2 protein-coding genes are annotated in these 4,084 nt (G+C 75.4%); both read left to right on the top strand.

Going from position 1 to position 4,084, the window contains the following annotated elements:
- Nucleotides 1-2,417 (top strand): acyltransferase domain-containing protein (locus ACWCRB_RS49275; RefSeq protein WP_451002292.1); only part of this gene is annotated, 2,417 nt, incomplete at its 5' end.
- 8 nt (nt 2,418-2,425) lie between these two features.
- Nucleotides 2,426-4,084 (top strand): type I polyketide synthase (locus ACWCRB_RS49270; protein WP_451002291.1); only part of this gene is annotated, 1,659 nt, incomplete at its 3' end.

The following is a 4,084-nucleotide window of genomic DNA, read 5'->3' as shown; positions in this document are numbered from 1 at the left end:
CCCTGTGGCTGGGCTCCGTCAAGTCCAACATCGGCCACACCCAGGCCGCCGCCGGAGTCGCCGGCGTCATCAAGATGGTCATGGCCCTGCGCCACAGCACCCTGCCCAAGACGCTCCACGTGGACGAGCCGACACCGCAGGTCGACTGGTCGTCGGGGGCCGTCTCCCTCCTGACCGAGACCCGGCCCTGGCCGCAGACCGGCCGCCCGCGCCGCGCGGGTGTCTCGGCGTTCGGCGTGAGCGGCACCAACGCCCACCTGATCCTCGAACAGGCGCAGGAAGCCGAACCCGAGGCTTTCGAAGAATCGCCCGGGCACGAGAACACCGCCGGGGGGCCGCTGCCGTTCCTGCTCTCCGGCCATACACCGCAGGCGCTGCGCGCATGGGCCGGCCGGCTCGCGGCCCACCTTGCCGACCGCCCCGGGCTGCCGCTGCCGCACGTCGCCCGGGCGCTGGCCACCACCCGCACCGCGTTCGACCACCGCGCCGTCGTCGTGGCGGACGCCCGCACCCAGGAGGGCCGCGAGGAACTCCTGGCCTGCCTGAACGCCCTGGCCCGTGGCGAGACCCCGGCGGGCGCGGTGCGCGGTCGGGCGCGTGAGCGCGACCGGACGGTGTTCGTCTTTCCCGGCCACGGCTCGCAGTGGCCGGGCATGGCCGCCGGGCTCCTCGACGCCTCCCCGGTGTTCCGGGCCCGCTTCGAGGAGTGCGCGAAGGCGCTGGAGCCCTTCGTGGACTTCGCGCCCGCCGAGGTGCTGCACGACGAGCGGCTGCTGGAGCGCGTGGACATCGTGCAGCCGGTGCTGTGGGCCGTGATGGTGTCGCTGGCCGCGCTGTGGCAGTCGGCCGGGGTCGCCCCGGACGCCGTCGTCGGCCACTCGCAGGGCGAGATCGCGGCGGCGTGCGTCGCGGGCGCGCTGTCGCTGGAGGACGGCGCCCGCGTGGTGGCGCTGCGCGGCAAGGCGATCATCACGCTCCCGGCCGGGGGCATGGTGTCGGTCGCGATGCCCATCGCCGAGCTGGAGAAACGCCTCACCCGCTGGGAGGGCAAGCTGTCGGTCGCGGTCGTCAACAGCCCGTCGTCGGTGGTCGTCGCCGGGGACGTGGCGGCCTGCGAGGAGCTGACGGCCGAGTGCGAGGGCGACGGCGTGCGGGTACGGCGGCTGCGCGCAGCGCAGGCCGGCCACTCGGCGTACGTCGAGCCCGCCCGCGAGGAACTGCTGAGCGCGCTCGCGCCGCTCGCGCCGCTCGCGCCCGCCGTGGCGTTCTGCTCCTCCGTCACCGGCGCGATGCACGACGCCGGCGCCGCGCGGCTGGATGCCGCGTACTGGTACGGCAACCTGCGCGAGCCGGTGCGGTTCGACCTGGCCGCCCGGACGCTGCTGGCGGCCGGGCACCGGGCGTTCGTCGAGATGAGCCCGCACCCGCTGCTGACGCTGGGCGTGCAGCAGTCCGCCGAGGAGGCCGGGGCGGGCGAGGTGCTGACGGTCGGCTCGCTGCGCCGTCAGGAGGGCGGGCTCGGACAGTTCCTGCTCTCGCTGGGCGAGGCGTGGGCGGGGGGCGTGGCCGTGGACTGGGGTGCGCTGCTCGGCGAGGCGACCAGGGCCGTGGACCTGCCGACGTACGCCTTCCAGCGCCGGACGTTCTGGATCGACGCCGACGCCGCCGTGGCGGCCCGGCGGGCCGACCCGGCCGACGAGGAGTTCTGGCGGGTCGTGGAGGAGGGCGACGCCGACAGCCTCGCGCAGGCGCTGGGCGTGCGGCCCGGCACGCCGCTGCGCCATGCGCTGCCCGCGCTCGCCGCCTGGCGGCAACAGCAGCTCGAACGCGCGGCGCCCGCCACCACCGCGCTGCCCGTCCTGCCCGACGTCGGCGCCCTGGCCGAGGCGGCCACCGAACTGGCCCGCAGCCTCGCGGACCTGGACGAGGCCGGCCGGGGACGCCACCTGCTCACGCTGGTGCGCACCGAGGCGGCGGCCGTGCTCGGGCACCCGGGCCCCGAGGCCGTGGACCCCGGGCGCCCGCTGAAGCAGCTCGGCTTCGACTCGCTCGGCGTGCTCAACCTGCGCAACCGCCTCAACCTCGCCACCGGCCTGCGGCTGCCCGTCACCCTCGCCTTCGACCACCCGACGCCCGAGGCGATCGCGGCGTACGTGGGGGCGGAGCTGGCGGCCGGCACGCAGGCAGCGCCCGCCGGGCGCGCGGAGCTCGACCGGCTGCGCGCCGCGTACAGCGAGGCCGCGACCGACGGCGAGGCCCGCGGGCGGATTCTCGACGGCCTCGCCTCGCTGCTCACCGAGCTGTCCGGCCCGGCCGCCGGAGACGGCAGCGGGCGGATCGCCGAAGCAATCGAGGACCGCATCGAGGACGCCTCCGACGAGGATCTCTTCGACTTCATCGACAACAGGAGCCGGTGAACCCCGCCATGTCCGACGAAAAGAAGCTGCGCGAGTACCTGAAACTGGCCACGGTCGAGCTGGCCGAGTCCCGCCGCAGGCTGCAGGCGCAGGACGAGTCCCGCACCGAGCCGATCGCGGTGGTCGCCATGGCCTGCCGCTACGGGGGCGGGGTGCGCTCGCCCGAGGACCTGTGGCGGCTGGTCGCCGACGGCCGCGGCGTCATCGGCCCGTTCCCCACCGACCGCGGCTGGGACCTGGACGGGCTGTACGACCCCGACCCCGACCAGCCCGGCACCTCGTACGTCCGCGAGGGCGCCTTCGTCTACGACGCCGCCGCGTTCGACGCCGACTTCTTCGGGATCTCGCCCCGCGAGGCCCTCGCGATGGACCCGCAGCAGCGCCTCCTGCTGGAGACCTCCTGGGAGGCGATCGAGCGCGCCGGCATCGACCCGACCACCCTGCGCTCCACCCCCACCGGCGTCTACACCGGGGTGGCCACCAACGACTACGGGATGTTCCTGGCCCAGACGGACGAGGACATCGAGGCGCACCGGCTGACGGGCGTCGCGGGCAGTGTGGCCTCGGGCCGCGTGTCGTACGTGCTGGGTCTTGAGGGGCCGGCCGTGTCGGTGGACACCGCCTGTTCGGCCTCGCTGGTGGCGCTGCACCTGGCCTGCCAGGGGCTGCGCCAAGGCGACTGCGCCCTGGCGCTGTCGGGCGGGGTGAACGTGCTGGCGGGGCCCGGGGCGTTCATCGACTTCAGCCGGCAGCGCGGGCTGGCACCGGACGCGCGGGTGAAGGCGTTCGCGGGCGCGGCCGACGGCACCGCCTGGGGCGAGGGCGTGGGGATGCTGCTGCTGGAGCGGTTGTCGGACGCGCGGCGCAACGGCCACCCGGTGCTCGCCGTCATCCGGGGCTCGGCCGTCAACCAGGACGGCGCGTCCAACGGACTGACCGCCCCCAACGGCCCCGCTCAGCAGCGCGTCATCCGCGCCGCCCTGGCCAACGCCCGCCTGGAGCCGGCAGACATAGACGCCGTGGACGCCCACGGCACCGGCACACCGCTGGGCGACCCGATCGAGGCGGGGGCCCTGCTCGCCACCTACGGCCAGGACCGGCCCGCCGAACAGCCCCTGTGGCTGGGCTCCGTCAAGTCCAACATCGGCCACACGGGTCCGGCGGCGGGCGTGGCCGGCGTCATCAAGATGGTCATGGCCCTGCGCCACAACACCCTGCCCCAGACCCTCCACGTGGACGAGCCGACACCGCACGTCGACTGGTCGTCGGGGGCCGTCTCCCTCCTGACCGAGGCGCAGCCGTGGAAGCGCAACGGCCGCCCGCGCCGCGCAGCCGTCTCGGCGTTCGGCGTGAGCGGCACCAACGCGCATGCCGTCATCGAGGAGTTCACGCCGGCCCAACCGGCCCCGGCCCAACCTGTCCCGGCCGAACCTGTCCCGGCGCAGCCGCCGGCCGAGGAGGCGGGCGCCCATCTGTTCCTGCTGTCGGCACGTACGCCGCAGGCACTGCGCGCGCAGGCGGTCCGGCTGGCCCGCCGGGTCTCCGACGACCCCGAGGCTTCCCTGCCCGGCCTGGCGCGGGCGTTGGCGGTGACCAGGACGGCATTCGACGAACGCGCCGGCATCGTCGCCGCGGACCGCGACCAGCTCCTGACCGCACTCACCGCA

It is taken from the genome of Streptomyces sp. NPDC002156 (assembly GCF_053593675.1).
The sequence above is the reverse complement of the archived record's forward strand: the minus strand, read 5'-3'. Positions and strand labels throughout refer to the sequence as shown.